This is a genomic window from Pseudomonas sp. MM211 (genome assembly GCF_020386635.1).
GTDB lineage: Bacteria > Pseudomonadota > Gammaproteobacteria > Pseudomonadales > Pseudomonadaceae > Aquipseudomonas.
This window is the reverse complement of record NZ_CP081942.1, coordinates 4,517,775-4,543,907: the sequence shown is the minus strand read 5'-3', so window position 1 is coordinate 4,543,907 and position 26,133 is coordinate 4,517,775. Positions and strand designations below refer to the sequence as shown.

At 61.6% G+C, this 26,133-nt stretch carries 28 protein-coding genes and 2 pseudogenes; 13 read left to right on the top strand and 17 right to left on the bottom strand.

The features are described from left to right. Window positions 1–137 precede the first annotated feature (137 nt). Window positions 138–980, bottom strand: a complete 843-nt coding sequence (locus tag K5Q02_RS20955; protein WP_225833851.1) for a hypothetical protein — start codon at window positions 978–980, stop codon at window positions 138–140. 348 nt (window positions 981–1,328) lie between these two features. On the opposite strand from K5Q02_RS20955, the gene K5Q02_RS20950 reads away from it, so the two are divergent. After that, complete coding sequence (locus K5Q02_RS20950) at window positions 1,329–1,802, top strand: hypothetical protein (RefSeq protein WP_225833849.1); 474 nt, start codon at window positions 1,329–1,331, stop codon at window positions 1,800–1,802. After that, window positions 1,789–2,148 (top strand): hypothetical protein, encoded by a 360-nt coding sequence (locus K5Q02_RS20945; protein ID WP_225833847.1) that lies wholly within the window; start codon window positions 1,789–1,791, stop codon window positions 2,146–2,148. The genes K5Q02_RS20950 and K5Q02_RS20945 overlap by 14 nt, the downstream gene beginning before the upstream one ends. 288 nt (window positions 2,149–2,436) lie before the next feature. On the opposite strand, the gene K5Q02_RS20940 is transcribed toward K5Q02_RS20945, so the two are convergent. Further along, a complete protein-coding gene (locus K5Q02_RS20940; protein WP_225833845.1) occupies window positions 2,437–3,342 on the bottom strand; it encodes a LysR substrate-binding domain-containing protein in 906 nt (301 codons plus the stop codon). A gap of 160 nt (window positions 3,343–3,502) precedes the next feature. On the opposite strand from K5Q02_RS20940, the pseudogene K5Q02_RS20935 reads away from it, so the two are divergent. Both K5Q02_RS20935 and ycaC read left to right on the top strand, forming a co-directional pair. After that, a pseudogene (locus tag K5Q02_RS20935) lies at window positions 3,503–3,625 on the top strand (hydrolase); the annotation flags it as partial. Window positions 3,626–3,897: 272 nt separating this feature from the next. After that, window positions 3,898–4,401, top strand: a pseudogene (ycaC, locus tag K5Q02_RS20930) (isochorismate family cysteine hydrolase YcaC); the annotation flags it as partial. 136 nt (window positions 4,402–4,537) lie between these two features. On the opposite strand, the gene K5Q02_RS20925 reads toward ycaC, so the two are convergent. Then, a complete protein-coding gene (locus K5Q02_RS20925; protein ID WP_225833843.1) occupies window positions 4,538–5,749 on the bottom strand; it encodes an MFS transporter in 1,212 nt (403 codons plus the stop codon). Between the two features lie 171 nt (window positions 5,750–5,920). After that, window positions 5,921–7,009 (bottom strand): alpha/beta hydrolase, encoded by a 1,089-nt coding sequence (locus K5Q02_RS20920; protein WP_268945238.1) that lies wholly within the window; start codon window positions 7,007–7,009, stop codon window positions 5,921–5,923. Between the two features lie 188 nt (window positions 7,010–7,197). Here K5Q02_RS20920 and K5Q02_RS20915 point away from each other — a divergent pair, with 188 nt between their 5' ends. Then, on the top strand, window positions 7,198–8,142 hold the full coding sequence (locus K5Q02_RS20915; RefSeq protein ID WP_442963939.1) for an AraC family transcriptional regulator: 945 nt from the start codon (window positions 7,198–7,200) through the stop codon (window positions 8,140–8,142). Between the two features lie 426 nt (window positions 8,143–8,568). Beyond that, window positions 8,569–10,926: an FdhF/YdeP family oxidoreductase gene (locus tag K5Q02_RS20910; RefSeq protein WP_225833839.1), complete on the top strand. Its 2,358-nt coding sequence runs from the start codon at window positions 8,569–8,571 to the stop codon at window positions 10,924–10,926. 90 nt (window positions 10,927–11,016) lie between these two features. On the opposite strand, the gene K5Q02_RS20905 is transcribed toward K5Q02_RS20910, so the two are convergent. Further along, window positions 11,017–11,241 (bottom strand): hypothetical protein, encoded by a 225-nt coding sequence (locus K5Q02_RS20905; RefSeq protein ID WP_225833837.1) that lies wholly within the window; start codon window positions 11,239–11,241, stop codon window positions 11,017–11,019. Between the two features lie 195 nt (window positions 11,242–11,436). Here K5Q02_RS20905 and K5Q02_RS20900 point away from each other — a divergent pair, with 195 nt between their 5' ends. Then, window positions 11,437–11,877, top strand: coding sequence for a hypothetical protein (locus tag K5Q02_RS20900; RefSeq protein WP_225833835.1), 441 nt, complete (start codon window positions 11,437–11,439; stop codon window positions 11,875–11,877). Window positions 11,878–11,889: 12 nt separating this feature from the next. Here K5Q02_RS20900 and K5Q02_RS20895 read toward each other — a convergent pair whose 3' ends face one another. Then, complete coding sequence (locus tag K5Q02_RS20895; protein ID WP_225833833.1) at window positions 11,890–12,135, bottom strand: DUF1652 domain-containing protein; 246 nt, start codon at window positions 12,133–12,135, stop codon at window positions 11,890–11,892. A 111-nt stretch (window positions 12,136–12,246) separates the two neighbouring features. After that, window positions 12,247–12,471: a PLD nuclease N-terminal domain-containing protein gene (locus tag K5Q02_RS20890; RefSeq protein ID WP_225833832.1), complete on the bottom strand. Its 225-nt coding sequence runs from the start codon at window positions 12,469–12,471 to the stop codon at window positions 12,247–12,249. 462 nt (window positions 12,472–12,933) lie between these two features. On the opposite strand from K5Q02_RS20890, the gene K5Q02_RS20885 reads away from it, so the two are divergent. Beyond that, window positions 12,934–13,287 (top strand): hypothetical protein, encoded by a 354-nt coding sequence (locus K5Q02_RS20885; protein WP_225833830.1) that lies wholly within the window; start codon window positions 12,934–12,936, stop codon window positions 13,285–13,287. Window positions 13,288–13,543: 256 nt separating this feature from the next. Here the strand turns inward: K5Q02_RS20885 and K5Q02_RS20880 are convergent, their stop codons facing one another. Then, window positions 13,544–14,428 (bottom strand): arginase family protein, encoded by an 885-nt coding sequence (locus K5Q02_RS20880; protein WP_225833827.1) that lies wholly within the window; start codon window positions 14,426–14,428, stop codon window positions 13,544–13,546. A gap of 44 nt (window positions 14,429–14,472) precedes the next feature. After that, window positions 14,473–15,153, bottom strand: coding sequence for a DsbA family protein (locus tag K5Q02_RS20875; protein ID WP_225833825.1), 681 nt, complete (start codon window positions 15,151–15,153; stop codon window positions 14,473–14,475). A 101-nt stretch (window positions 15,154–15,254) separates the two neighbouring features. Between K5Q02_RS20875 and K5Q02_RS20870 the strand changes: the two genes are divergently transcribed. After that, the gene (locus tag K5Q02_RS20870) at window positions 15,255–16,136 is read left to right on the top strand and encodes a LysR family transcriptional regulator (protein WP_225833823.1); all 882 of its coding nucleotides are present in this window, start codon (window positions 15,255–15,257) and stop codon (window positions 16,134–16,136) included. A 104-nt stretch (window positions 16,137–16,240) separates the two neighbouring features. On the opposite strand, the gene K5Q02_RS20865 is transcribed toward K5Q02_RS20870, so the two are convergent. From K5Q02_RS20865 to K5Q02_RS20845, 5 genes are all read right to left on the bottom strand, one after another. After that, window positions 16,241–17,167, bottom strand: a complete 927-nt coding sequence (locus K5Q02_RS20865) for a cation diffusion facilitator family transporter (protein WP_225833821.1) — start codon at window positions 17,165–17,167, stop codon at window positions 16,241–16,243. Between the two features lie 313 nt (window positions 17,168–17,480). Continuing rightward, the gene (locus tag K5Q02_RS20860; RefSeq protein WP_225833820.1) at window positions 17,481–17,795 is read right to left on the bottom strand and encodes an AzlD family protein; all 315 of its coding nucleotides are present in this window, start codon (window positions 17,793–17,795) and stop codon (window positions 17,481–17,483) included. Further along, window positions 17,792–18,505: an AzlC family ABC transporter permease gene (locus K5Q02_RS20855; protein WP_225833819.1), complete on the bottom strand. Its 714-nt coding sequence runs from the start codon at window positions 18,503–18,505 to the stop codon at window positions 17,792–17,794. The genes K5Q02_RS20860 and K5Q02_RS20855 overlap by 4 nt, the downstream gene beginning before the upstream one ends. Window positions 18,506–18,516: 11 nt before the next feature. Next, window positions 18,517–18,816, bottom strand: coding sequence for a hypothetical protein (locus tag K5Q02_RS20850; protein ID WP_225833818.1), 300 nt, complete (start codon window positions 18,814–18,816; stop codon window positions 18,517–18,519). Window positions 18,817–18,825: 9 nt separating this feature from the next. Further along, entirely contained in the window at window positions 18,826–20,538 is a 1,713-nt protein-coding gene (locus tag K5Q02_RS20845; protein WP_225839802.1) for an amidase, read from the bottom strand. A gap of 201 nt (window positions 20,539–20,739) precedes the next feature. On the opposite strand from K5Q02_RS20845, the gene K5Q02_RS20840 reads away from it, so the two are divergent. The 4 genes from K5Q02_RS20840 to K5Q02_RS20825 all read left to right on the top strand — a co-directional run bounded on the left by K5Q02_RS20840 (window position 20,740) and on the right by K5Q02_RS20825 (window position 23,821). Then, a complete protein-coding gene (locus K5Q02_RS20840) occupies window positions 20,740–21,312 on the top strand; it encodes a flavin reductase family protein (protein ID WP_225833817.1) in 573 nt (190 codons plus the stop codon). A gap of 80 nt (window positions 21,313–21,392) precedes the next feature. After that, entirely contained in the window at window positions 21,393–21,734 is a 342-nt protein-coding gene (locus K5Q02_RS20835; protein WP_225833816.1) for a hypothetical protein, read from the top strand. A gap of 123 nt (window positions 21,735–21,857) precedes the next feature. Then, window positions 21,858–22,169 carry a DUF485 domain-containing protein gene (locus K5Q02_RS20830; protein WP_225833815.1) on the top strand — a complete coding sequence of 104 codons (312 nt, stop codon included), beginning with the start codon at window positions 21,858–21,860 and terminating at the stop codon, window positions 22,167–22,169. Then, the gene (locus K5Q02_RS20825; RefSeq protein ID WP_225833813.1) at window positions 22,166–23,821 is read left to right on the top strand and encodes a cation acetate symporter; all 1,656 of its coding nucleotides are present in this window, start codon (window positions 22,166–22,168) and stop codon (window positions 23,819–23,821) included. Before K5Q02_RS20830 ends, K5Q02_RS20825 begins: the two co-directional genes overlap by 4 nt. Window positions 23,822–23,991: 170 nt before the next feature. Here the strand turns inward: K5Q02_RS20825 and K5Q02_RS20820 are convergent, their stop codons facing one another. The 3 genes from K5Q02_RS20820 to K5Q02_RS20810 form a co-directional block, all read right to left on the bottom strand. Next, a complete protein-coding gene (locus K5Q02_RS20820; RefSeq protein WP_225833811.1) occupies window positions 23,992–25,023 on the bottom strand; it encodes a GGDEF domain-containing protein in 1,032 nt (343 codons plus the stop codon). A 173-nt stretch (window positions 25,024–25,196) separates the two neighbouring features. Further along, complete coding sequence (locus K5Q02_RS20815; protein WP_225833810.1) at window positions 25,197–25,595, bottom strand: GNAT family N-acetyltransferase; 399 nt, start codon at window positions 25,593–25,595, stop codon at window positions 25,197–25,199. Between the two features lie 72 nt (window positions 25,596–25,667). Further along, window positions 25,668–26,000, bottom strand: coding sequence for a DUF2025 family protein (locus tag K5Q02_RS20810; RefSeq protein ID WP_225833808.1), 333 nt, complete (start codon window positions 25,998–26,000; stop codon window positions 25,668–25,670). Between the last annotated feature and the right edge of the window lie 133 nt (window positions 26,001–26,133).

The window sequence follows — 26,133 nt, the reverse complement described above, 5'->3', positions numbered from 1 at the left end:
CACTCAATGTCGCTCTTCGTAGCCTGGGTCGAGCGCAGCGACACCCAGGGAAATTTCCCGGTTATCGCTGCGCCCAACCCTACGGTACTGGAGCACCTACCGGCGAGGTCAGTCATGGGTTTGGTGCTTCGAGTCGGTCAGACCCGCTCCGACATCGGCTTGTGCTCGCCCTTGGCCCACAATTGCTGCCGCCAGTTGTTCGCCAGGTTGAGCGGGTGCAACCCAGCCGCCGGGCCATCGCGCGGAGCATTGCGGGCGGCGACCCTTGCGAGCAGTTCTGCGCCGATATCGATGGTTTGCGGGTAGTTGGCGCGGTTGAAGTCTCTCCCCAGGCTGAAGCGCTCGACCTCGAACAGGGCGATCTGCGCATCGGCCAGGTCATTGGCCTGCTTTACCAAGTCGTCCGATGCGTTGAGTGTTCGCAGCAGGCGATCGCGTTGATCGGCGCTCAGCGAACTCGCGTTGGTCAGCACGAGCGCTCCGGCTGCATCGACACTAAAACCGAAAGCGGCACCTTTCAGATCGGGGTGAGCGCTGGCAATCGTTTCCAGGAGACGGGTGTAGGTCTGTTCGATCGTCGTAGAGATAGCGCTTAACTGCAGATTCGCCGCCTTCATGGCTTGCCCTTGAGTTTCCAGGGCCTCTTTGGCGACTGCTACAGGATCTCTGTGCAGGCTGGCGATCAGCGCCTGTTGGTCTTGCTCGCTCAATGCATCGGGAGCGTGAAGTTTCACCCCTTCAGAAAGGCTCAACGAGCTGCTGGCCGTGCTGCCGGTCTTTGCTGCTTCTGTGTAGGCCTGAAACGTGTCCAGGGCCTCTTGGCTGATCTGTACCTTGGTGCGTTCGGCCAGCATGTCGCTGCCAGCAGTAGGATCGTTTTCAGCGCTGACGTTTGCCGCGTGGCCGGGCGTAACGCGCCACAGCGAAGTTGTGGGTGAATTGGCCGTGGCGGAAAAAGTGAATGTGGGTAACTCACTCATGTCCTTTCTATCTCCTGTTCATCCTTGCCTGGTCAGTGCCGTAGTCAGCCTGTGTTGCTGGCGACTGCGCTTCCATCAGGTTACATAGCGGCAGCGCGGCTCGGTTCTTTAACGAGTCCAGTTGATAGCGTCAGGGCAATCGCCAACTTATGAAGCCTCGGTGTAGGCGACTACGAACCGAACCCGTCAGTCGCTTGCTTCGCTAGGCCATATGCCCGTGCATATCGTTGTGCAGGCATTCGGGATTTATTTCCTTTGTGCGTGGTCATTCACGGTGGACTGCGTGTTGCTCAGTCATGCTTGTTCAGCAACATGACCACCGACCTGCGTACACATAAGGAGCATGTGATGGAAATGAAGATATTGGCCAGCGGCATTGGCGCAGCGCTGCCCAAGACCAGCATTGGTTTCAGCCTGTTCAGTGGCGTTTATATCCAGCTAAGGCGTTCCAGCAGCGACCAGCCGCAGACGTTCGGCATCGCCTCGGGTTTCGAGATCGGTGGCAACAGTGGCACGCTGATCGCCGGGCATATCGAAACGGCGTGGATGAAGATCGACACGACAAAGCACGCCTGGCTGTGCAGCCGCTCTTCGCTGGTCGGCAAGCTGGGTGAGGTGGAGCTGAAGGGCACGCTGGCTTTCAGCGGCACCGTAGACGTGAATTTCACCATTTTCGATGCGAACAACGAATCCACGTTCTCGCTCAGCCGGATCAAGGTCGAGTCCAAAGGCGGGCAACTGGCGGATACCAAGATTCGTGGCGTGATCAAGGACATGATGGGCAAGACCCAGAACGGGAGCGCGCTCTGTGCACAGCCGTGACCCGGGTCGATTCCCTCGTCTGAAGACACTGTGCAACCTGATTCTGCTGGTGCTTCAGCTGATTACCGTGGCGGCATACTGGGGGCTGGTCGATGCCAGGCCCGACTATATGGCCATTAGTCAGGGGCTCTATCCCGACAGCGAGCTGCTGATGAACAGCCGGCTCGCTGACTGGCTGGTTTCCATGCCAGCGATGGCGGTGGTGGCTGTCGTCTTCGCTGCGAGTGTTGCCAAGGAATTCGCCGGCCTCCCCAAAGGGCGGCGGATCCTGCTCAACCTGGTGCTGCTGATCATCCTGGCTGCCGCGTTCGGTCTCGCAGCCTCTCAGCTCCATCCCGTCGTTTAGGGGAGAGGGCTGGCGCAAGTCGCTGCGTTGATGGCGTAGGCCGGGGCCAGTCAGAGGCCCATGCGTAGGAGGAGCGTCGCCCCCGGCGCGAATCGATGGCTGCTGCGCCGCACTCTCCGGCCTGGCGCCTAACTTTTGATGGCCCCCACGCTCCAGCGTGGGAGCCCCGACCTGGTCACGCTGCGCCCGCGTTCCCTGGCCAGCAGGGACGCAGAGCGTCCCGGAATGCATTCCCACGCGGAGCGTGGGGAACGATCAGATGCAACGGTAAGGCCTGGCGCATGCGAATCAGGCCATATCGCTCTGCCTAAACTCTTCCGCCAGAAAGTCGATCAGGGTACGCACCGAGGGCAGCAGCCCGCGGCGGGACGGAAAGATGGCGTGGACGATGCCGCATTTGGGTTCCCAGCCCGGCAGCATCTCTACCAAGGTGCCGGCGTCCAGATCCTCGCGCACCGCGACCCGTGGGACGTGGGCAATGCCGACGCCGGCCAGGGCGCCGTGGCGCAGGGCGATCAGGTCGTCAGTGACCATGCGCGGGTGATGGGGGATCAGCAGCTTTCCCTCATTCGGGCCGAACAGCTCCCACTGGTATTCGCGCTGCGAGCCACCCCAATGCAGGCTCGGTAACTGGCCCAGGTCGGCAGGCTGAAACTGCTCCGGCAGCTGTTTGAGAAAGTCCGGGCGGCCAACCAGGCACTGGCGGCTGTTGCCCAGCACCTTCATCACCATGTCGGTGTTTTCCAGTGGTGGGAAGCGTACCCGCAGGGCGATATCGAAGCCTTCGTGGAGCAGGTCGACGCGGCGGTTGGTGCTCTCGATGAACAGCTCCACGGACGGGTAGCGCAGCATGAAGCGCGTCAACATCGGCCCGACCCAGGAGTTGAGCAGGGTGGTTGGGCACGCCAGGCGCACCAGGCCGCGAGGCTCGCTTAGGTTGCGTTCGATCACTTCGGCTGCGCCTTCGGCCTCCACGCGCATGGCCACGCAACGCTGGTAGTACTCCTGGCCGATCTCCGTCAGCGAGCAATGGCGGCTGGTGCGGTGCAGCAAGCGCACGCCCAGGCGCTCTTCGAGCAGGGCGATGCGTCGGCTGAGTTTGGACTTGGGAATATCCAGAGCACGGCCGGCGGGCGCGAAGCCGCCATGCTCTACCACCTGGGTGAAGTAGTAGAGCGTATTGAGGTCTTCCATCGATATACCGTTCTGAAAATGGAACGCTGTAGGCAATTTTTGCCGTCTGGTGCGTTGAAGGTGTCGAATTTAATCTTTACCACATGCAGCGACAACTGCACGACACCAACCAAATCCAGCCGAACGACTCGGCAGCCAACTGAAAATAGAGGATCGCGCCATGACTACTTCCTTCACCTACAACCGCCTCAACAAAGACAACGCCGTCGTTCTGCTGGTCGACCACCAGGCTGGTCTGCTCTCGCTGGTGCGCGACATCGAGCCGGACAAGTTCAAGAACAACGATAGGGACTACTCCCGTTTCAGCGCGAGCCGCGTTGCCGCGTAAGACCTCGCCAGGCTAGGCGGAGGACGCAGGGAATGGCATTCCCTTTTCAAGTCCTCCAACGACGCATGGCGAGGTCTTACGCGCAACCCTCAGAGGCCGGGCCAGTTTTCGCGCGATGCTGCGTTTCTCGGTGGCTCATTTGGCCTGCCAAACTTCGCACCTCGTGCCTTGCCTCGCGCAAAAACTGGCTCCGGCGCGGCCGTGCTGAAACGGGAGTAGTCCCTTGGGCCCTGGCTGATCTGGCCAAGTTCTTCAATCTGCCGACCATCCTCACCACCAGCTTCGAAACGGGCCCCAATGGCCCGCTGGTACCCGAGCTGAAAGAGCTGTTCCCGGATGCGCCGTACATCGCTCGCCCTGGCCAGATCAACGCCTGGGACAACGAAGATTTCGTCAAGGCGATCAATGCCACTGGCAAGAAACAGCTGATCATCGCCGGTGTGGTGACCGAGGTGTGCGTGGCGTTCCCGGCGCTGTCGGCGCTGGAGGAGGGCTTCGAGGTATTCGTGGTCACCGACGCTTCTGGCACCTTCAACCAGATCACCCGTGACGCGGCCTGGAACCGTATGTCCAACGCTGGCGCTCAGCTGATGAACTGGTTCGGCGTGGCCTGCGAGTTGCACCGCGACTGGCGCAACGATGTGGAAGGGCTGGCGAAGATCTGCTCCGATCACATCCCGGACTACCGCAACCTGATGACCAGCTACGCGGCCCTGACCGGCAACAAGTAAAGGCCAATTGGCGAGCATGAAGGCACCTCCACGCAGGTGCCTTTTCTCGTTGGCGGTAAGCGAAACCGCCGCCGCGCGAACGGTGAGAGCCAAGTGGCGTTGATGGCAGCGGCAAGCGTGCCTTGCCTCGCTCACCTTATGCTGCCGCACGCGATACCATCGAGGGCGCCTGTAGCGCGGCACGCCCTGCCAGGCAGGCGAGCACACCCGCGACTACCAGCAGCGCGGCACTCAACTCGAATGTTGCACGGTAGCCGCTCAGGTCGAACACCAGCCCACCCACAGTGGCGCCCAGTGCTATCGCCAGCTGGATGATCGCCACCATCAGCCCACCGCCTGCCTCGGCATCGTCTGGCAGGGTTTTCGCCAGCCATGTCCACCAGCCGACTGGCGCCGCCGTCGCCACCAGCCCCCAGAGGCCGAGCAACACGGTAGTGGCTGCGGTTGAGGCACCGAAGGAAATCAGCGCCATGGCGATTGCTGCCATCAGCAGCGGGATGGCGATCAACGTGCGATACAGGCTTCTTTTCAGGAATACCTCGATTGCGAAGGTACCGACCAGACCGGCCACGCCCAGTACCAGCAGCATCAATGACAGCGTGTTTATGCCAACGTGGGTGACGGTTTCCAGAAACGGGCGCAGGTAGGTGAACAGCATGAACTGGCCCATGAAAAAGACACTCACGGCGATCATGCCCAGCGCCACGGGCAGGCTCTTCATCAGCCGGAAGACATTGCTGCTTTTGCCGCTGCGCTCGGTTTTGATCGAGGGCAGGCTAAGCAGCAGCCAGATAGCAGCCAGCGCGGCGACCGGCACGATGCAGAAAAACGCGCCGCGCCACCCGATCAGCGAGCCGAGAAAACTGCCCAGAGGTGCTGCAATCACTGTTGCCAGCGCGTTGCCGCCGTTGACGATAGCCAGTGCCCGAGGCACTTGATCCGTGGGTACCAGGCGCATCGCCGTCGCCGCTGATAATGACCAGAAGCCACCGATGGCGACACCGATCAGGGCGCGGCCCAGCATGAAGATCAGGTAGTTCGGCGCGAACGCCACCACCGTTCCTGAGACGATCATCAGCAGCGTCAGCGAGAGGAGCAGCCGCTTGCGATCGACGCGTGCCGCCAGCGCTGCGATGACCAGGCTGGTGAGCAGGGCGAACAGGCCGGACACGGCGATGCCCTGGCCGGCCTGGCCCTCGGTGATTTGCAGGTCTGCTGCAATCGGCGTGAGCAAGCTGACCGGCATGAACTCGGAGGCGACCAGGGCAAACGCGGCGAGCGACATGGCAAGTACGGCGCCCCAGGCGTGGGGTGCCTGGGGCGCTGACGAAAGAGGTGTGGGGGGCATGAATGAATCCTGTGTTTCCCGGATGCTGTCCGGTGTGGCAATGGCCAGCCGCAACGGGCCGGCGAACGGCCTATTCGGGGTGGCCGCGAAGGCCAGGGAATGGCGCTTGCAGTTGTAGCGCGAAGACTGACCGGACGCAGGCATGTCGCGTTCGGTCAGTCTTGCTTGTGATTACTTCAGGTTCTTGTCGAAGAAGTTGGTGATCGTCTCGAAGGGGATTTTGTCCAGGCGGTCATAGAGATCCACATGGTTGGCATCCTTGACGATCAGCAGCTCCTTGGGCTGTGCGGCGGCCTTGAAGGCGTCTTCGCTGAAGTAGCGCGAGTGCGCATGCTCACCGGCGATGATTAGAATCGGCCGTGGCGAAATTTCCGCGATGTTGGTCAGCAACGGCAGGTTCATGAACGGCAGTGGTGTGGTGGTGGTCCAGGCACCATTGGAGTTCGGCGAGTTCTTGTGGAAGCCGCGCGGCGTGCGGTAGTAGTCGAAGAATTCCTCGATGATCGCGCCGTCGTTGCCGCTGAGCTTCTCCGGCAGGATGCGCGGCCCCGGCATGGGCGTGCCGTTCTGGGCATCGACCCAGCGCTGCTGGCTCAGTTGCTCCAGGGCCTGTGCGCGTTGTTGCGGCGTCAAGCTGTCGTTCATGCCCTTGGCCATGACGCGCGACATGTCGTACATGGCGGTGGTGACCACGGCCTTGATGCGCGTATCCACCGCTGCAGCACTCAGGCCCATGCCACCGAAACCGCAGATGCCGATGATGCCGATGCGCTGGCGATCGACCGATTTCTGTAGCCCGAGGAAGTCGACCGCGGCGCTGAAGTCTTCGGTATTGATGTCCGGCGAGGCCAGGTCGCGGGGTTCGCCGGTGCTTTCACCGGTGTAGGACGGGTCGAATGCCAGTGTGATGTAGCCACGCTCGGCCATGGTCTGGGCGTACAGACCAGATGACTGTTCCTTCACCGCGCCGAATGGGCCGCTGACGGCCAGGGCCGGAAGCGGCTGGCTGCCGCGCTCTTTAGGCAGGTACAGGTCGGCTGCCAGGGTGGTGCCGTAGCGGTTCTTGAAGGTCACTTTCTGATGGTCGACCTTGCTGCTTTGGGGGAACGTCTTGTCCCACTGCTGGGTAAGCGTCATGGTCTTTTCTCCTGTCGCGTGTTGCGCTTCCTGGGCCAGTGCGGCCGGCACGCTGGCGAAGGCTGCGATGCCGGCAAAGAGGGCGCTCTGGATCAGCCCCAGGCGTGAAAACGAGTTGTCCATTGAATGCACTCCGGTGGTGATGCGATCGATGATCTGTCGCAGGCCGTGCCATTCTGCGTAGCTGCCCACGCGGTCTGTAGCGCATTTCACTGGATTACTTGCCCGATCCGATGAGCTTGCCGGCTTTCGATGGGAAGGTCGTGACGAGCGCGTTAGAGTGCAATAACGACGCAGATACAGGCTTGATGATGAACAGACACAACGCGCAAATCGCATCACTCCAAGAGTCGCTCGCGCAGAGTATCGGTGCGCGCATTGCCCGGCCGGGGGATGACAAAACCGCTATTGCCGGGCTTGGTTTCTTCAGGCGTGAAGAGCCGTCGCCACCGGTGGTGTGCATGGTCGAGCCGAGCATCATCCTCGTCGCCCAGGGCGAGAAGCGGCTGTGGGTCGGCGGCGAAGGCTACCCATATGATCCCTCGCGTTTTCTGGTCACCTCGCTGAATCTGCCGGCCAACTCCGAAGTACTGGTGGCGAGCCCACAGCGGCCCTGCGTGGGGTTGACCCTGAAGCTGGATTTGCGCGTGCTGGCCGAGCTGATCGCCGAGGGTAGTTTGCCGACCAGCCGTGATCGGTCGGCGGGAACTGGGGTGGGGATTGGTTGCACCACCGCGCCGCTGCTGGCGTCGTTCGAGCGGCTGCTGGCGCTGCTGGATGAACCGGAAGCCATACCGGTGCTCGCGCCGTTGATCCAGCGCGAGATTCACTATCGCCTGCTGATGGGCGACCAGGCGGGCAAGCTGCGCCAGATCACCTCCGTCGATGGTCAGGGCTATCGCATCGCCAAGGCCATCGACTGGCTGAAGCTCAACTTCGCCACGTCGCTGCGTGTCGAGGAACTGGCTGCTCGTGTACAGATGAGCGCGCCGACCTTTCATCATCACTTTCGCCAGCTCACCGCCATGAGTCCGCTGCAGTACCAGAAGTGGCTACGCCTAAACGAAGCCAAACGGCTGATGCTCAACGAGCACCTGGACGTATCCAGCGCCGCCTTCAAGGTTGGCTACGAAAGCCCCTCGCAATTCAGCCGTGAATACAGCCGCCTGTTCGGCGTGCCGCCCAAGCGGGATATCGCCGTGTTGCGTGGGCAGGCGGTTAGCCCGGCCGGTGAGCAGGGGCCGCTCGCTGGTTAGGCCGGTTGGCAGCATTGTTGCGCACTGGCGGTACTCGAGAATGAGCGATTGAGAGGTGATGCTGATCACCGGCCTGCGTTACGACCGCGAACGCAACCGTACCGATGTCGAGCAGGACGACGTTCCACTCCCGACAACGTATCCAAGACCTTCAACGCATTACTGCCCAAGCTCGGGCTGGATTACCCACCGGCAGACAGCCAATACCTCGGTTTTACCGTGCCATCGACGTGGGGCTCCACGTAGCTTCGGGTTGATGCTCGATGACACGCTGTAGGCAGGGCGATGGTTCTGCCCGTGAGCCGGATGAGCAAGCATGGTGCTACATCCGGCTACAAAAACCTCGCTAGACCGTAGGACTGTTAACCCGAACCTTTCAGGAAGCGCCTTCGTCGTACCAGTACCACCAACGTGCTGGAGAGGGACATGCTGACTGATCCGAAAACCCGCTATCGACCCTATACCCACGCAGCCGGTGGCTGGGGGTCGGCTAAGTCCGTGGCGCGTATCGTGTTGCGTGAACAGGCGGTGCTGAAGATCGGCGCGGCATTGCTCAAGCAGAACAAACCTTCGGGGTTCGCCTGTGTGAGTTGTGCCTGGGCCAAGCCCGGCGATACCCACCCCATGGAGTTCTGCGAGAACGGCGCAAAGGCCACCGCCTGGGAGCTGACCGCGAAACGTACGGGCCCGGAGTTCTTCGCCAAATACAGTGTGTCGGAACTGAGAAACTGGTCGGCCTACGCCCTCGAACAGCACGGTCGGCTGACCCATCCGCTGCGCTACAACGCCAGCACCGACCGCTACGAGGAAACCAGCTGGGAAACCGCCTACCAGGAAATCGGCGCCACGCTGCGCACGATGCAGCCGGACGAGGTGGTGTTCTATGCCTCCGGGCGCGCCTCGCTGGAAGCGTCGTTCATGTACCAGCTGTTCGCCCGGGCCTATGGCACCAACAACCTGCCGGACAGTTCCAACATGTGCCACGAGAGCACGTCGGTGGGCCTGCAGGAAAGCATTGGTGTACCGGTTGGCACCGTGACGCTGAATGATTTCGAGCACACCGACTGCCTGCTGTTCTTCGGCCAGAACGTCGGCAGCAACAGCCCGCGCATGCTTCATCAGTTGCAGGAGGCGCGGCAGCGCGACGTGCCGATCATCACCTTCAATCCGCTCAAGGAGCGCGGCCTGCAGCGCTTCGTCAATCCGCAGTCGCCGAGCGAGATGCTCGGGCCGAACTCGACGCAGATCAGCACCCAGTACCATCAGGTAGCCATCGGCGGAGACACCGCGGCGATTACCGGCGTCGCCAAGGCGCTGCTGGATCTGCACGACGCTGCCTTGCAGCGCGGTGAGCCCGGCCTGCTGGACGAGGATTTTATCGCCACCCATACCAGAGGCGCCGAGGATTTCATCCGCTACGTGCGCGAGCAGAGCTGGGCCGAGCTGGAGTCCATCACCGGGCTCAGCCGTGGCGCCATGGAGGCGACAGCGCTGACCTATGCCCAGGCGCAGCGGGTGATGATCGTCTACGGCATGGGCCTGACTCAGCATCGTCAGGGCGTGCAGAACGTACAGATGCTGGTGAACCTGCTATTGCTGCGCGGCAATATCGGCAAGCCGGGCGCCGGCATCTGCCCGGTGCGTGGGCACTCCAACGTACAGGGCCAGCGCACCGTCGGTATCGCCGAAGACCCGGCCAAGGTGCCGGTCGAGCTTATCGAGCAACACTTCAAGTTCAGCGTGCCGAAGCAGATGGGGTTGTGCACGGTCGACGCCTGCAGCGCCATGCTCGACGGGCGCGTGCGCGGTTTCATCAGCCTGGGCGGTAACTTCATTCGTGCAGTGCCCGATACCACGCAGATGGAGCCAGCCTGGCAACGATTGAAGCTCAACGTGCAGGTAGCGACCAAACTCAACCACTCCCATCTGCTGCCTGGTGAGCACGCCTGGTTGCTGCCGTGCCTGGGGCGTATCGAAGCCGATCGCCAGGACGGCGTGGAGCAGAGCCACAGCACTGAGGACAGCACCGGATGCATTCACGGCTGGCGCGGTAGCAGTGAGCCGGCCAGCGAACATTTGCGTTCCGAGCCGGCGATCATTGCCGGGCTGGCGCGCAGTACGTTGTCACCACAGGTCGGCATCGACTGGGATGCCTGGCGCCGCGACTATTCGTTGATCCGCCAGGCAATCGCCACGATCTACCCGGATATCTTCCACGACTTCAACCGGCGCATGTGGCAGCCAGGCGGTTTTCATCGTCCTCTGGGGGCGGCGAAGCGCGAGTGGGCTACCGAGAGCGGCAAGGCGCAATTCGTCACCCCGCAACAGTTGCACGTCGACGATGACGTGCAGGCACCCTATGTACGGCGTGACGTGCTGCAACTGATGACGATCCGCAGCAACGACCAGTTCAACACCACCATCTACGGTTACGACGACCGCTTTCGCGGTGTGTATGGCACCCGCTCGGTAATCTTCATGAACACCGACGACATCGTCCGCCTCGGGCTGGCGGCCGGCGAATGGGTGGACGTGACCACCGCCGTGCAAACGGAGGTCGAGCGGCGGGTCGGACCCCTGCAGGTACTCGCCTACGACATTCCTCAGGGCTGCTGCGCGGCCTACTACCCGGAGTGCAATCCGCTGGTGCCGCTCTGGCATCACGCCGAGCGCAGCAAGGTGCCGGCGGCCAAGTCGATTCCGGTAACGCTGCGTATCAGCGACGCAGTTGCGCCGGGTGACACCCTGCCGCAGGGTGCGGCGGTGATTGCCTCGCAGCGCTAGTGCTATTGCCGGAGCGGGCGGCGCCGCTGGTGCAGCCCAGCCGGTGATGGGCGACCGACCGCCGCAGCGGTCGGTTCGCGCAGTGCGATCTCAGTCCTGCTGGCGGATCTTGCGTTCGGCCTCTCGGGACTTCTCTCTGATCTTCTCCGCTTCCTGCTCCTTGGTCTTGATCGAGGTCGGCGTGATCACGCGGTCGATGGCCTCGGTCTTTTCTCCTGGCCGCTGAATCTCCTTCTTCACCACATTGACGTCATCGCCTTCCACATCCTTGGCCGGGGCGTTCGGTGGGGTCTGATCGATCGGTGTCCTGCTCATGTCGTTCTCCTGTTTCGTTGATAGGTTCTAAAGTTAGGAGGCCGATCAGCCGGTTGAGTTCGGACAATTCCCGACTGTGTCGGGATGCTTCAAAACGGCGATTTCATGGCCTGCCGGGCGCAGAAACTCGGAATCTCTCGCGCCGACCCGCATCGAATGAAGTGACGTTCCATAACCACGCTGCTGGAGAACAACATGGGCGAATTCAGGATTTATCTCGACGACGAACTGCTATGCGCAACCACCTCACCGGTTCTCGCGCAGGCCGCCTGGCACCGCGCGTCGCGTGATGCCCGCGTGGCGGAGGCGGGCGGTTCGGTACGTGCTTACGAGGGCGAGGTGACCGTCGCGGAAATGCATCCGCAACCGCGGGTTGGTCACCCCTGGCCGGACGGCCGCGATCATCAGGCGGATCTGCGCGACGTATGGGACAGCCTGTTGCAGATGCTTGCGCAGCAAGGGCTCGATGACCAGGCGCTGACCGATGCACTGAACCGCTTCGGCCTGAAGACCAGCAGTGCGCAAGCTACGGTGCATGATGACCTGGGCGGCCGGACGATCCCGTCTGCGGCGGAGCTGGTGGTATTGCTCAAGGCCATCCAGCAGGCCCAGCCCGATACCCGCCTGCAGGTCTGACGCTGGTTGTTACTAACGCAGCATATTGTTCATGCGGTGGCGTTCGAAGATTTCCGGCGTTTCGGCGCTAATCCGATCTTCGATCAGTTGAATGATCTCGAACACTTCCATTGGTGTCAGTGACGTTTTACAAGGGATTTCACTGACATGAATGGAGATGGATGAGTCAGGCTCTTTGAGGACGACGCTCATACTCGTGGGAGAGTCCAGAGATGCTTGTACAATAATTGGCGAGAAATAGTTGTACAGCAGTGCCATTGCGTCCAGAAACCGCATTGTTGCCACAATAATTACTCTCGACATTACGCCTGAAGGGTGGCGTTATAATGTCGAAGAAAACAGCCATGTCAATTGATGTTACGTAACTGGCTATTTGCTATGTTCTGGCGAGGAGGGCGGTTTTGGCATGCCGCGCGATCCAGCATACGCCCAGGCGATTATCCCAAATACTGGGAGCGCTATTATTGCCACTGCCCACATCAGCCGAGTATTGAAACTTTTATCGCTGCGCCACAAGTTCATGATGGCCACTAGATCGATGAAGGCGATCACGACAATTGCGCCCAGCCAGAAATATAGCGAGGGATCGTTCATGGTAGAGCTCCTGCTTGGTGGGTGGAGGCCTCTGGAAAGGCCCTGGTCGTGGGCTGCTTGGCGGGGCGGCTGGCCTGGATGCGCAGTGATGGGGGAATCGTCCACCAGCATGCGAGATCGCATTGTCATCTTCATGGATATAGCGGGGGTTATTCAGCACTATATAAAGGTACGAAGTGGCGCGGGATATTAAGTTCGTGCGAAGGGATAGCCGGTGATATGAATGGTGATTATATATAAAGGTATAATTGCATCTTGATATCAGCAGGCTTTGCTCATGCGTGCATGATGCCTGCCGGAAAATTTGCCGTTCATGCATTTTGCACTGACAGCTTATTCAAACTGAATTAAGAACCGCGGAATCCGGGGCGTTGATGATTCGAGAAAGTTGGCATGCGTGATGCACTCCTCTGTTCGCAAAGAACAAATAAGTGTGCCACTTCTGCTAATAAGGAATTCTCGATGACCTTCTCTGCCATCAACCAGTTGATCACTGCCCTGCCTGACCATCAGATCTCCATCAAACCGCGCCCGGATGGCATGTACCTGCTGACCATCAGCAAGGACGGCGAGAACGTCTTCGTCAAGGCGGTCGACAAACAGTCGGTCATGAGTGAGGAAGGCGTGCACTCACTGCAGCGTGAGATAGTACGCGACCGCAAGCTGGTCAGCGGCGAGGTGAATTGGAAGGGTACCGGGGCGCATTGGGTATCGCGCAAACTGCCGACCTTCACCGGGGCGCCGGTGAACCCGACCGCAGCGAAAATGATGTGGTCACGCCGCAATCTGGACAGCGTACTAAGACCCACGGCGTGAGAGCCTGGTCGAAGAGCCCCGATGATTCAGTTTTTATATCTGCGTGACGCGCGCGCTCAGCCGGCCGTGACTGCCGGCTTTGCCCAGCCACCACTTTGCATCGAAACCCATGTGCAAGTTGCCACATTGAAGCCGTCGAAATGAATGACGTAGCGCCAGGCTGCCTATAGCCCTGTTCGCCGCGGTTGAGTGCCTGCATGAACGGCATGGCCCAGTTGGCGTCAGGCTATCTGATCGCGACCGCCTCCAGATTGCGTTAACGGCAGTTTCCAATTAGCGGAAGCCTGGTGAGCATCGTCTTGAGCGCCAGGGCGTCCCAGGGCAGATGTTCGGCGATGCCGATGCCGACTACATCGGCGCTGGCGGAGAGGTCACTTAACACCTCGACAACTTGCCCCATGCTCAGTTGGCCTTGCGCGACGCCATCGAAGGCGCCTTCGGGCGTTGTGGGGTTGGCAAACAGCAGCCCTCGGAAGAACGCCGGATCCAGCGCATCCAGGTCGAAGTGAATGGCCAGGTGTCTGGCGCCCGTGGCCTTGAACCATTCGATCACCGGCTGGCTGCCTCGCTCGGCGAGCAAGGAGGGGCTGACATTGCCGAGCCCCAGGCGTTGAATCTCTGCTGCTTCCCACTCGCTCGGATCATGCAGGCCCAGATACAGAACGTTCTGCGCCTTGAGGGGGCGCGGCACGGCGTTGACGAAGTCGGCGTCGCCGTTGCCCAGCAGGTTGCCGAGCACCATGGCATGGGCATGCTGGAACTGCGCCGGGGTCATGAGATCCGGGTGGGCATCGATCCAGAGGACTGCCAGCTCGCCATCGTAGCGTTCGTTCAGGTAGGCGAAAGGGGCGAGGTCGACGAGGCAATCACCGCCCAGTACCACCAGGCGATCGGGGCGATGCTTGTCGATCAGCGCCCGCGCCGCTGCCGCCTGGGCGAGTAGAGCACTACGGCCGACGATGCCGTTCTCGAGGGCGAGCGGCGCGTCATCCGGCGCTGCCACAGGCACTTCCTCGACCGGGCCATCGGCTTTGGGGGCCAGCCAGGCCAGGAGTTGCGAGCCGAAGTGATAGGGCGGATTGTTGCCGCCCTGCCATTGGGGAAACAGCAGGCGCAGCGTCTTGCCGGTGGATTCGGACATGGGATCTCCTGAGGTTCGGGGGCTCGAAAACGCGCAGAGTGCGATCAGCCCAGTGCGCTGCCAGCCACTTTGCGCAGCTCGCCCAACAGTACGTCGCGCCCTTGATACAGCGCTGCCGAGGGAATGGCGTGGAGCTTTTCATCGACCTGTACCAGCAGTTGCGGCACGCCACGGATGCCAAGCCTGCTCATCAGCTGTTGAGTCGTGTCGATGCGTGTTTGCGTCTGTTGGGCCAGGGCGTCGTCCGTTTCCAGGCGCTGGCCCAGCTCCGTGGCGTCGATGGCGTGGCCTGCGTCGCTGAGAAACCCAGCCGTTACCTCGGCGACGACCTGAGCGATGGCGGTGTTCCGGCCCGCCACATACCTGGCGACCTGCAACTGCCTGAGCAGCCCAGGCTCCAGCCCGTTGCCTATCTGCTGAACCAACGTCAGGGCCCGGTTGATGGCGGTGGAGTCGAATGGCGTGGCGCTATCCATCAGCACCTTGTCACGGTATGCCTCGCTGAACACTTCGCCGGTCGCTGCGGCAATGCGTTGATCGTTGCTCCACGCATAGCCCGCCCAATCGGCGGACATCTCCCGCGCCCCCAAGCCCGAGAACAAGCCGCTGGGGCACATCTCGAGCCGCTCAGGCCAGGCCTGTGCCAGCGTGGTCAGTGCTGGAGAGCTGGCGTAGCACCAGCCACACAGGGGATCGAAGATGTACTGAAAACGAACGGACGCCATGGCCAAAAGCCCTCGTGGAATGCTGATGGCGGCACTGTATTTGTTTGTTGGGCGGCGATATACGGGCCTATGGTTGACGCTTTGTTGCTTGAGACGAGCATATGGATCGCATCACGGCCGCCAAGGTGCTTCTGGAGACGGTCGCGCGTGGCAGCATCTCGGCGGCCGCGGCTCACCTCGACATGTCGCGAGCGATGGCGACCCGTTACATCGCCTCCATGGAGGAGTGGGCCGAAGCCCGGCTGCTGCATCGCACCACCCGCAAGCTCAGCCTGACGGCGGCGGGGGAGCAGGTGTTGCCGATCTGCCGATCGCTGGTGGCCTTGTCCGATGATGTGCGGGCGTTGGGCGTGGAGGCCGAGCGTGAACCCAAGGGGTTGCTGCGCATCACCGCGTCCTCGATCTTTGCTGAGTACTGCCTGACCGATACGCTGATGGCATTCCTGCAGCGGCACCCGGCCGTTTCCATCGATCTGCAGATCGTCGATCGCATGACCAATCTGGCGGAAGATGGAATCGATCTGGCGATCAGGGTCACCAACGAGCTCGATCCCAGCGTGATCGCGAAAAAGCTCGGTGAGGTGTGCTCGTTCATCTGCGCGAGCCCGGCGTACCTCGAGCGCCACGGCTGGCCGAGCGATATCCGCGATCTGGCGGCACACAATTGCCTCACCTATGCCTACTACGGGCGCAGCATCTGGCACTTCAATAGCGGCGGCGAAAACACCATGGTGCCGGTCACGGGGTGCTTCAGCACCAACGAGGCGTCCATCGTCGTACGTGCGGCCATGAGTGGAACCGGAATCGCCATGCTGCCGCATTTCGCTGCCGAACAAGCGATCAGGGACGGGCGCCTGGTACGCCTGTTCCCGGCAGCGGAGATAAAGCCGCTGGGCATCTACGCCGTGTACCTGTCCAGGCAGCGGATGCCGACAGCGCTACGCGCGCTGATCGACTTTCTGTCCACGCACCTGGCGGTGTGAGGCGGGTTCTGCGCTCGGCGGGCCTTCATGGTTTTCATGAGCTGCGCTGATTCCGAACTGACGATTGAATAGTCGCTCTCGCAGAGCCAAGGGCAGACGCATCACTAGCGAGCCCATTGCGGATCGGTGGTGAAGGCGATGGTCAGCCAGCGGTTGGGGCCTTCGTCGCCAATCGCTTCACCGATGGCGTCGCGCAGCCGATCCCAGTCGTCCAGGGTCTGGGCTGGCCAGTCTGCAGGCACGATGAAGTACAGCTCGACCTGCAGGGCGCGGCCCACCTTGGCCACGTAGGCCTCGTAGCCGACGAAACCCTGCTGGGCCACTACCCCGGAAGCCACCTCGTCGACGTGCATTTTCAGCGCTGGCGGCGTGACCAGCAGGATATCGGCCAGCGCCTGGCGGATGGTCAGCAGCGGCATGGGCAGAATCACCAGGCAGATGATCGCCAGTACCGCCGGGTCGATGTACGGGCCAAGCCAGCCGTAGGCGGTCGAGGCGGTCAGTTCGCCTAGCAAGAAGGCGATCAACAATGCCAGCGAGATGCTCCCGGACATCACCCAGGCCTTGGCATCCAGGGCCACGAAGTCCGAGCGGATAAGCTTGTTGGCGCGGAACTCCAGGACGGCAAGGCTGAAGCAGGCGATGGTTGCGACGAGCGCGTAGATGATCGCGAAGCCGAAATCGAGGGGTTTGCCGCCTGCCAGCAGGCTGCCTACCGCGTTGATCAGCGCGTACAGCGTCACGCCGCACAACAGCGTGCCGTTGAGCGCCAGCACCATGGGTTCCAGGTGCCAGAACCCCATATTGAAACGTTCGATGAGGCGGCGGTTGGCGTCGCTGTTGGACGTGTGCTTGCGGATCAGGGTAGCCACGATCAGCGCCAGGCCGCTCATGCTGGCATCGGCGAGCGAATAGACGCCGTCGAAGACGATGGAGAAGGAGCCCGACAAGAGGCCGAAGACGATACCTCCACCCGCTAGCAGCAGGGTGACGGCGATGGATAGGCGCAGGATGCCTTGTTCTGTTTTCATGATCGATTACCGGGTACTGGGACGAAATGCCAGGCGTGACCTGTCACTTCGAAAACTCGAAAACGCTATCTTTCGGCTGGCCGAACCGCTGTGGCTTGGCGACAGGAGGAGTAGTCGGGTTGGCTAACGACAGATTCTGGCAACGCAGTTTGCGGGAGCCTGGGGGCGAGACTGGCCAGCTCGGCTGATATGCGCTGGCCAGTATAAGTTAGCGTCTGTGCATAAAAAATTGGCGAACGGGCAAGTCTTCTATGCGTTGGTGCAATGTTCGTTGGGAGTGGTGTCAGCCTGATCGATCCGCCAGGCTGCTGCTTTACAGCCCCGTTTGCCTGACGAGAGCAGCAACCAGTATCCCTGCGGCAATCGCTGGAAGTGGCTTCTTGACCAGCAGCATGACGATTGCCGTGCTCAATAATGCCAGCCGTGCACCGTTGTCACCCTCCAGCGCCAGCGGAGCCAGCAGTGCCACCAGCACCGAGCCGGACATGGCGCTGATGAACTGCTGGGTTCTGAGGTTTATCGGCACGAAGGACATGACGAAAATACCGCCCCAGCGGGTGGCGAGCGTCACCACTGCCATCACGATGACGACGATCATGGCGCCGGAACCAGTCGATTCGAGCATCATGCTTTCTTCTCCATCCACAGGGCACCGAGCATGCCGCCCGCCAGTGCGCCGACGACTACATGGCTATTGCTGGGTAAATACCAGTAGGCCAGCAGCGAGGCGCACGCAGCAATTGCCCAGATGATCAATATCCGCAGGTTCTTCTGGCCGCCGACGACCATGGCCAGCAGAAAGCAGCCCATGACCATGTCCAGGCCAAAGCTCACCGGGTCGTCAATGGCGCTGCCGAAGTAGATGCCCAGCCAGGTTCCCAGCAGCCAGGCCAACCACAACGCTATACCGCCACCGAGCAGCAGCCCCAGTCCTGGCTTGCCAGAGCCGAAGGCCTGCATGGACATGGCCCAGTTGGCATCGGAGGCGACTAGCATGACGCCGTAGCGCTTGGCTGGCGGCAGGTTGCTCAGCCAGGGGTGAAGCGTTGCGCCCATCAACAGGTGGCGGGCGTTGATGGCGAATACCGTCAGCGCCAGAGGCACCAGCGGTATGTGGGTGCCCCACAGATCCAGCGCTGCGAACTGTGATGCCCCGGCGAAGACCAGTGCGCTCATGACGAGGCTGGTCTCGGTACTCAACCCGGTCTGCGTGGCGGCCAGCCCGAAAGCCAGGCCGAACAGCACCACGAAAGCCGAAATAGGCAGGAATGCCTTGAACCCATCCCAGGCGATAGAAAGGTTGATTGCTTGCAGATTTTTATCGCTGTTCGACAACATATCGTTCCTGTTCATGCATCCGTTGCGCTTATCGCCAGTGCATTCGCGAGCTGTCCGAAAACGCTGTTAATGCGAGTTTCTCCACACGGGGTGTAGTGAGCCCATGGCGAAAGTATGTGTTGGGTGCATTCTTCCGTAAATCGCATAATTCGGCTGTCTGTCATTCGAATTACGAATGCTGTGGTGAAGCGGATGGGCTCCAGTTCGATTTGCGCAAATCGCTTATCCCACTCGTCACGCAGGCAGGCCAGGTGCTGCTCGGTTAGGCGCTGCAGCGTGAGCATGATTGTCGCTTGCAGCTCGACAATCACGCCGGCTCATCACTCAGCCTTCGGCAGCGGCGGGGTGCGCGGTGGAATCTGGCGTTTCGAACCGGTCGACTCGTAAGCGCAGGCCAGGCGCAGCAGCGCCGAGTCATCGTAGGCGCGGCCGGCGAAGGTCAGCCCGACTGGCATGCCGATATCCGCCATCACACCCATCGGCACAGTGACCGTGGGTACGCCGAGGTGGCGAATGGCGAGGTTGCCGTTGGCGACCCAGATGCCGTTGCTCCAGGCAATGTCTGCGGAGGCCGGGTTGACGTCGGCATCCGCCGGCCCCACGTCAGCGACGGTGGGGAAGAGCACGGCGTCGAGCTTCAACTCGTCCATCCATTGTTCGAGATCGATCTGCCGGGTCTTCTCCAGCCCGCGCAGGCCGTCTGGCAGCGTGGCGATCTCGTTCCACGGGGTGATGCCGCGTTCGGCCATGCGCACGTATTCGTCCATCCCGGCGGCCAGATCGTCCTCGCGGTTGGGCAGGGTGCCTGGGTCGTGGGGGAAAATCTGCGGCCCATCGACGTCCGCCAAACGGTTCAGTTTCGGATCGCCATTGGCACGCAGGAAATCATCGAAGGCCCAGGCCGACAGCTCCCACAGTTCGTCATGCAGAAACGCTTTGGAAACCAGGCCGCGGTTGAACACCGTCGAGGCGCCAGGGCGATCGCCCTCGCAGTTGGAAACCAGCGGGAAGTCGACGTCGATCACTTCGGCACCGGCACTTTCCAGCGCCTTACGGGCGCTCTCCCACAGTGCGATCACCGAGGCGCGGGTATTGATGCGCTGCCCGGTTGGCCCGCCAATGCCTGGCGACTCGCTGGTGCCCGCTTCGGGGTCGGCATTGATGAACATGCGCGGTACGCCGAAGCGTTTGCCGGCCAGTGCGCCAGCATCCGCAGCCAGTGTCTGATAGGCGTCGGGGCGCACCGAGGAGGCGCTGGGAATCGGCACCCAGGGCTGCAGGCGCCACAGGTCGCCACGGGTGTCGGGGTCATCGGCGACGACTACGTCCAGCACTTCGAGCAGATCGGCCATGCTTCGCGCGTAGGGCACCACCACGTCCATGGTCGGCGTCAGCGGCCAGTTACCGCGTACCGAGATCACTCCGCGTGACGGCGTATAGGCACACAGGCCGTTGTTGGAAGCCGGCCCGCGGCCGCTCGACCAGGTTTCCTCGGCCAGGCCGAAGGCGGCGAAGCTGGCGGCGGTGGCGGTACCGGCGCCATTGGATGAGCCCGAGGCGAACGGTGCGGTCAGGAAGTTGGCGTTGTAGGGGCTTTCGGCGCGGCCATAGACGCCGCGCTGCATGCCGCCGTTGGCCATCGGCGGCATGTTGGTCTTGCCCAGGCAGATGGCGCCGGCAGCGCGCAGGCGTTCGACGGTGAAGGCGTCGCGGTGGGCGAGCAGATCCTTGAAGGCCGGGCTGCCCGAGGCGGCGGTCAGCCCTTTGACCAGGTAGCTGTCCTTGGCCGTGTAGGGGATGCCATCGAGCGGGCCGAGGGTTTCGCCACGGGCGCGGCGGGCGTCTGATGCCTCGGCTTCGCACAGCGCGTCAGGGTTACGCACTACCACGGCATTCAGCGCGGTGGGCGTCTGCGGGCCGTCGTAGGCATCGATCCTGGCGAGGTAGGCTTTGACCAGTTCGACCGCCGTGGTGTGACCTGCCTCGAGCGCCGCGCGCAGTTGGGCGATGGAAACTTCGGTTACCTCGATCATGGTCTCACCACTGGTTGCTGACAGGCGGGCGACGTCTGGCGTCATGCTGCACCTGAATGGGATGGAGGGCTCGAGCAAAGCCGGCACGGGCGCCGATTCTAGCGCGCCAGTGGCTGTCCGGGCGATCACGTCGTTGCAGGTGCTGGCTCGCGAGGTGCGATGTTGTACATTGCCGTTTTCGACTTTCTATGAGGCGCAGCGATGGACAACCCGATCAAGCCGGTGAGCCTGGACAAAGCCTATCGGCTGCTTAACCACGGCCCCACGGTGCTGGTGTCCGCACGTCATGACGGCGTAGATGGGGTGATGGCCGCCGCCTGGGCCTGTGCCCTGGACTTCGATCCGCCCAAGCTGACTGTGGTGCTGGACAAGATCACCGCGACCCGTGTGCTGGTCGAGCGCAGCGGCCAATTCGTCATTCAGGTGCCCACTGCCGCGCAGCTGGAACTGACTCACCAGGTCGGCTCGCGCAGCTTGAACGATGAGCCCGACAAGCTCGCCTCTACCGGCGTCGAGCTCTTCGCCCTTGGCGACCAGGAGCTGCCTTTCGTCGCGGGTTGCTCGGCGTGGCTGGCCTGTCGCCTGATCGTCGAGCCGCATAACCAGCAGACTTACGACCTGTTCATCGCCGAGGTGACCGCCGCCTGGGCCGATTCGCGGGTATTTAGTGATGGGCGCTGGCACTTCGAGGACGCCGATCCTGCCTGGCGCAGCATCCACCACGTAGCCGGCGGTCACTTTTATGGGATCGGCGAGGCGTTGAGCCGCAAATGATCCGCGCTGCGTGCTGTCTCAGCTAGAGCATGAGGCGAAGGCGCCATTGCCTGGCGCCTCAACGGCTATCGGAGTTCGAGATGAAATCACTGATCGGTTTTACCCTGATGCTGGCTGTGCTGACGGCTACGGCTGCATCCGCCGACGAGCGCGCGCCGCAGACCATCCGCGTGATTCCCAAGGCTTACGTCAGCCCGGGTGCCAGTGGCAGCGTCGACACCTATGAGCGTCAGGAGCGTTACAACCTTTATGGCGGCCAGCGCATACCGCAAGGTATCGATTCAAGTCGTTATGAAAGTGGCCAGCGCAGTTCGACTTTCGAGACCCGTGGCGGCATCCGGCAGAGTACCGAGTATCCGAACGGCTATCAGATTCAGCGCTATCCGGGGCAGGGTACCCAGCAGTATCAGCAGCGGCGCTGAGTGCGCCGGGCATTAGACATTGGTCTAAAAGGGAGGGGGTTTCGACTAAGGTCGTCTGTCGGAAGTTGAATGCTGACTTACAGTTATCCATACCAGCATCCAGCTGTGGAGGATAACAATAAAATGAACGACAGCATCTACCGGCGGATCGAGCAAAGTCCGCACTTCAAGGAGCTAGTAGCCAAGCGTGAAAAGTTCGCCTGGATACTTTCCGCCATCATGCTTGGCATCTATGTAGGCTTCATCCTGCTCATTGCTTTCGTGCCCGGTTGGCTGGGAACACGGATCACCGAAGGCTCTCCGATCACCTGGGGCATTCCCGTAGGCCTCGGCGTAATCCTCTCGGCCTTCGTGCTGACCGGTATCTACGTGCGCCGTGCCAACAGCGAATTCGACCATTTGAACCAGGTAATCCTGGATGAGGTGGGCAAATGATCGGTCGCATCCTTTCCACTTTGGCCTTGATGGCCCTGGCCCCCACTTTGTGGGCCGACGCGCTGACCGGTGACGTACAGCGTCAGGCGGTCAATACGCCCGCTATCCTGATGTTCCTGGCTTTCGTCGGTGGCACGCTGTGCATCACCTACTGGGCTTCCAAGCGCAGCAAGTCGACGTCTGATTTCTATACCGCGGGGGGCGGTATCACAGGCTTCCAGAATGGCTTGGCAATCGCTGGTGACTACATGTCGGCGGCGTCCTTCCTGGGTATTTCCGCCCTGGTGTTCACTTCCGGCTATGACGGCCTGATCTACTCCATCGGCTTCCTGGTCGGCTGGCCGGTGATCCTCTTCCTGATCGCCGAGCGCCTGCGTAACCTGGGCAAGTACACCTTTGCCGACGTGGCCTCCTATCGCCTCAAGCAGAAGGAAATCCGCACCCTGTCCGCCAGCGGTTCGCTGGTGGTGGTGGCCTTTTACCTGATCGCGCAGATGGTGGGTGCCGGCAAGCTGATCGAGCTGCTGTTCGGCCTGCAATACCATGTGGCGGTCGTGCTGGTCGGTATCCTGATGGTGATGTACGTGCTGTTCGGCGGCATGCTGGCCACCACCTGGGTACAGATCATCAAGGCGGTGCTGCTGCTCTCCGGTGCGTCGTTCATGGCGTTCATGGTGATGAAGCACGTCGACTTCAACTTCAACACCCTGTTCACCGAAGCGATCAAGGTTCACGCCAACGGCGAGAGGATCATGAGCCCCGGCGGCTTGGTGAAGGATCCGATCTCGGCGATTTCCCTCGGCCTGGCGCTGATGTTCGGTACGGCTGGTCTGCCGCACATCCTGATGCGCTTCTTCACTGTTGGTGATGCCAAGGAAGCCCGTAAATCGGTGTTCTACGCCACTGGTTTCATCGGTTACTTCTACATCCTGACCTTCATCATCGGCTTCGGCGCGATCCTGCTGGTCAGCACCAACCCGGCCTTCAAGGACGCTGCTGGCGCTCTGCTGGGCGGCAACAACATGGCGGCGGTGCACCTGGCCAACGCCGTGGGTGGCAGCATCTTCCTGGGCTTCATCTCGGCCGTGGCCTTCGCCACCATCCTTGCGGTGGTTGCCGGTCTGACCCTGGCTGGCGCCTCGGCGGTATCCCACGACCTGTATGCCAGTGTGATCAAGAAGGGCAACGTCAACGAGAAGGATGAGCTGCGCGTATCGAAGATCACCACCGTATGCCTGGGTGTCCTGGCCATCGGCCTGGGTATCCTCTTCGAGAAGCAGAACATCGCCTTCATGGTGGGCCTGGCGTTCTCCATCGCGGCGAGCTGTAACTTCCCTGTGCTGTTCCTGAGCATGTACTGGAAGAACCTGACCACCCGTGGCGCAATGATCGGCGGCTGGCTCGGCCTGATCACTGCCGTGGTGCTGATGGTGCTCGGCCCAACCATCTGGGTCACCGTACTTGGCCACGAGAAGGCGATCTTCCCGTACGAGTACCCGGCGCTGTTCTCCATCATCGTGGCGTTCGTCGGTATCTGGTTCTTCTCGATCACCGACAAGTCCGAATCGGCTGCAGAGGAACGTGCGCTGTTCCTGCCGCAGTTCGTACGTTCGCACACCGGCCTGGGTGCCAGTGGCGCTTCGTCTCACTAACTGATCCAGCTACAGGGAACAGGGCGGCCTTCGGGCCGCCCTTTTTCTTTGGGATGTGCAACCAGAGGATGGATACAACGGAGGCGCATGCAGTGGCAGAGGTGTGAAGGTTTCGCCGTCTGGCAACGTCCGCATCCTGTGTGAAACGCACCTGTGTCCTGAGGTCGTTCCTAGCTTGGTTCGAGGGTTGCGTCGCTATCGATATGGATGCGATTACGGCCTGCGCCTTTGGCCTGGTAGAGCTGCTGATCCGCACGCTCCAGCCAGCCTTCCCATCGTTCGCCTGCTCGTAGCACCGCTCCACCCATGGAAACCGTCACCGCGCCGCCAGGGCTGCTCAGGTGCTCGGCAATCTGCGCCTGCAGGTGCTCTGCAGCCGAGAACAATCCTTGCTCATCGGTATTGCCCAGCAACAGCAAAAACTCTTCACCACCAAAGCGAAACAGCCGATCTTCCTGGCGGACGCTGCGCTGGGCCAGTTCGACGAAATCCACCAGCACCTGATCGCCGGCCTGATGGCCGAAGCGGTCGTTGATCTGCTTGAAGTGGTCGAGATCGATCAGCAGCACCGCGGCGCTGATGTCGTGCCGGCGCCGGCTGGCCACGGCGATCTTCAGTTCGTCGTTCATCACCCGGCGGTTACGAGCGCCGGTCAGCGGGTCGCGGGTGGCCCAGGCGTGTAGCTGCTCGCGCTGATGCTGGGTGCGATAGGCGAAAATGAAGGTCAGCACGCTGGCCATCAGCGCGGTGACCAGAAAGGACAGCATCTGGTAGCGGCTTTCGAATACCGTGCCGGGCATCAGCATGGCGTAAATCGCCAGTGCCGCGACAACCATGACCGTGGCGAGCAGCGCCCTGGGCGGCGATACCATGAAGAAGTTGAAGAGGATCAACGGGTAGATCCAGAACAGCCCGTTGACGCCCAGATTGATGGTGATCAGGGTGGCGCACAGCGAGAAGATACCGGCCAGCCAGACCCCCGGTTTGACCGTGTCGCCGGTGCGCCAGGCATGGATGACGGCCAGGATGGTCGACAGCACGATCACCGTATCGGCGATGCTGACCAGGTAGTTGCCGTGCAGGGCCCGATAGACGGCATAGGGTGAAATGCCGAGCACGCCGAACAGACCCATGAGGGTGATGATCGACAGCTGGAAATCCTTGCGCAGCCGCGCAAGCAGACGCTTCACTTGAATAGCCATGGTGCTTTCATTCTGGTTGTGGGCGCGTGTGCTCGATTGCTACGGTAGGTCGCGTGTAGATAAGAGTCTCGACCTCAGGCAGCCGTTCACATTGGCGGTAGCGCTGGCGGGCGGCAAGTGAGGGAAGTGGTCAAAGTGCCAGCATATACGCCAGGAAGCACGAACGGCGCACTTCAGCGCAGCATTGCGTCCAGTGTTTTGGTACGCCGGTAGCGGGCCAGGCGCTCGGCCAGCGGGGTGGGCAACTCGTTGCAGGGCTGAAAACCCAGGCGCTGGTAGAACGGCTGCAGGTCCGGGTGGCAGAACAGCCAGGTAGGCTTGTCTGTCTCCTCTAGCGCCGCGGCGATCAGGGCGCCGGCCAGGCCTTGTTGGCGCCGCGCTGGGGCGACCAGCAGGCTGGTCAGCCAGTGGCCGTGAGCCGCCTTCTGCAGGCAGAGTGCGGCGACAATCTCGCCGTCCCTGGCGATCCAGACCTGATGGTCGCTGCGGGTACGCATGGCGGAGCGGTGGCTGCGATAGAACTTGTCCGCCAATGGGCGCAGATGATCGGGCAACAGGCAGAACACAGGCATGGCAGTCAGCAGCGTTGAATGGCCGGCCAGTCTAAGTTGCGGGCGGGAGTGAAACCAGCGGTTCGCGCTTGATCAGCCGCTCGGTTGCAGCTGCCGTTGCGCGCTGATTTCCGGTAGATCCTCACGGCGCAGATAAATGCGCAGCGGCTCGCCGATGTTCAGGCGTTCGTCGATACGCATATCGGCCAGTAAACCCAGGCGGTCGCGTTTCAGGGTCATCAGTTCGGGTGTGTCGCCAACTGCCCAGACGAACTCGCTGGTTGGCGTGATGCTGTCTTCGGCGATATCGAGGCCAAAGGAGTCCTCACTGAAACGCACGATGTGTTGACCGGTCTTGAGGTTGAAGCCGACGAACCCTTTCAACTGGTCGGCAGCGGCGCAGATGTCGGCAGAAGTGATAGCCATGGTGAACCCTCGCGGATACGGAGCGGATCACCACAGGCTACGGGCTTGAAAAACAGCAGCCTTGCTACAGATCAATGGATAGTGGCTGGCTCAGTGGGCGCCTTGTCGCAGGCGCTCGGATTGCACTGGAAAC

What these genes read in the sequence shown, in the direction of transcription:
- K5Q02_RS20860 (WP_225833820.1), bottom strand. Translation starts at nt 17,795, where the DNA reads ATGATGCTCGAATCGACTGGTTCCGGCGCCATGATCGTCGTCATCGTG.
- K5Q02_RS20830 (WP_225833815.1), top strand. Translation starts at nt 21,858, where the DNA reads ATGAACGACAGCATCTACCGGCGGATCGAGCAAAGTCCGCACTTCAAG.
- K5Q02_RS20925 (WP_225833843.1), bottom strand. Translation starts at nt 5,749, where the DNA reads ATGCCCCCCACACCTCTTTCGTCAGCGCCCCAGGCACCCCACGCCTGG.
- K5Q02_RS20905 (WP_225833837.1), bottom strand. Translation starts at nt 11,241, where the DNA reads ATGAGCAGGACACCGATCGATCAGACCCCACCGAACGCCCCGGCCAAG.
- K5Q02_RS20900 (WP_225833835.1), top strand. Translation starts at nt 11,437, where the DNA reads ATGGGCGAATTCAGGATTTATCTCGACGACGAACTGCTATGCGCAACC.
- K5Q02_RS20885 (WP_225833830.1), top strand. Translation starts at nt 12,934, where the DNA reads ATGACCTTCTCTGCCATCAACCAGTTGATCACTGCCCTGCCTGACCAT.
- K5Q02_RS20890 (WP_225833832.1), bottom strand. Translation starts at nt 12,471, where the DNA reads ATGAACGATCCCTCGCTATATTTCTGGCTGGGCGCAATTGTCGTGATC.
- K5Q02_RS20840 (WP_225833817.1), top strand. Translation starts at nt 20,740, where the DNA reads ATGGACAACCCGATCAAGCCGGTGAGCCTGGACAAAGCCTATCGGCTG.
- K5Q02_RS20815 (WP_225833810.1), bottom strand. Translation starts at nt 25,595, where the DNA reads ATGCCTGTGTTCTGCCTGTTGCCCGATCATCTGCGCCCATTGGCGGAC.
- K5Q02_RS20810 (WP_225833808.1), bottom strand. Translation starts at nt 26,000, where the DNA reads ATGGCTATCACTTCTGCCGACATCTGCGCCGCTGCCGACCAGTTGAAA.
- K5Q02_RS20865 (WP_225833821.1), bottom strand. Translation starts at nt 17,167, where the DNA reads ATGAAAACAGAACAAGGCATCCTGCGCCTATCCATCGCCGTCACCCTG.
- K5Q02_RS20875 (WP_225833825.1), bottom strand. Translation starts at nt 15,153, where the DNA reads ATGGCGTCCGTTCGTTTTCAGTACATCTTCGATCCCCTGTGTGGCTGG.
- K5Q02_RS20820 (WP_225833811.1), bottom strand. Translation starts at nt 25,023, where the DNA reads ATGGCTATTCAAGTGAAGCGTCTGCTTGCGCGGCTGCGCAAGGATTTC.
- K5Q02_RS20915 (WP_442963939.1), top strand. Translation starts at nt 7,198, where the DNA reads ATGAACAGACACAACGCGCAAATCGCATCACTCCAAGAGTCGCTCGCG.
- K5Q02_RS20910 (WP_225833839.1), top strand. Translation starts at nt 8,569, where the DNA reads ATGCTGACTGATCCGAAAACCCGCTATCGACCCTATACCCACGCAGCC.
- K5Q02_RS20955 (WP_225833851.1), bottom strand. Translation starts at nt 980, where the DNA reads ATGAGTGAGTTACCCACATTCACTTTTTCCGCCACGGCCAATTCACCC.
- K5Q02_RS20855 (WP_225833819.1), bottom strand. Translation starts at nt 18,505, where the DNA reads ATGTTGTCGAACAGCGATAAAAATCTGCAAGCAATCAACCTTTCTATC.
- K5Q02_RS20895 (WP_225833833.1), bottom strand. Translation starts at nt 12,135, where the DNA reads ATGGCACTGCTGTACAACTATTTCTCGCCAATTATTGTACAAGCATCT.
- K5Q02_RS20835 (WP_225833816.1), top strand. Translation starts at nt 21,393, where the DNA reads ATGAAATCACTGATCGGTTTTACCCTGATGCTGGCTGTGCTGACGGCT.
- K5Q02_RS20825 (WP_225833813.1), top strand. Translation starts at nt 22,166, where the DNA reads ATGATCGGTCGCATCCTTTCCACTTTGGCCTTGATGGCCCTGGCCCCC.
- K5Q02_RS20880 (WP_225833827.1), bottom strand. Translation starts at nt 14,428, where the DNA reads ATGTCCGAATCCACCGGCAAGACGCTGCGCCTGCTGTTTCCCCAATGG.
- K5Q02_RS20870 (WP_225833823.1), top strand. Translation starts at nt 15,255, where the DNA reads ATGGATCGCATCACGGCCGCCAAGGTGCTTCTGGAGACGGTCGCGCGT.
- K5Q02_RS20845 (WP_225839802.1), bottom strand. Translation starts at nt 20,538, where the DNA reads ATGATCGAGGTAACCGAAGTTTCCATCGCCCAACTGCGCGCGGCGCTC.
- K5Q02_RS20920 (WP_268945238.1), bottom strand. Translation starts at nt 7,009, where the DNA reads ATGGACAACTCGTTTTCACGCCTGGGGCTGATCCAGAGCGCCCTCTTT.
- K5Q02_RS20950 (WP_225833849.1), top strand. Translation starts at nt 1,329, where the DNA reads ATGGAAATGAAGATATTGGCCAGCGGCATTGGCGCAGCGCTGCCCAAG.
- K5Q02_RS20940 (WP_225833845.1), bottom strand. Translation starts at nt 3,342, where the DNA reads ATGGAAGACCTCAATACGCTCTACTACTTCACCCAGGTGGTAGAGCAT.